This window comes from Photobacterium sp. R1, from assembly GCF_054600795.1.
This window is the reverse complement of sequence record NZ_BAAHZP010000659.1, coordinates 1-262: the sequence shown is the minus strand read 5'-3', so window position 1 is coordinate 262 and position 262 is coordinate 1. Positions and strand designations below refer to the sequence as shown.

Sequence of the window (262 nt, the reverse complement as noted above, 5' to 3'; positions counted from 1 at the left end):
CCCGGCCCTGACTCGTTGCTGATTGCCGGGCGAGCCGCAACGCAGGGGTTTAAAGCAGGCTCGGCGGCCGCGCTTGGGATAGGTACAGGAACAATGATTCACATTGTCGCCGCGGCATTGGGTTTATCCGCTGTGCTGGCTTCTTCTGCGACTGCATTTACTGTGGTCAAAATACTGGGTGGGGTCTACCTCATTTACATGGCAATCAGTATGCTCAGAAGCAGCAGTGCTGACGGTAACACTGAGGTAATGCGAAAGCCAA

At 55.0% G+C, this 262-nt stretch carries 1 protein-coding gene; it reads left to right on the top strand.

Features of this window, described 5'->3' with window-relative positions; translation table 11 throughout:
* The coding region (locus tag ACYP03_RS26710) for a LysE family translocator (protein WP_459782765.1) at nt 1-262 on the top strand (262 nt) is incomplete at both ends.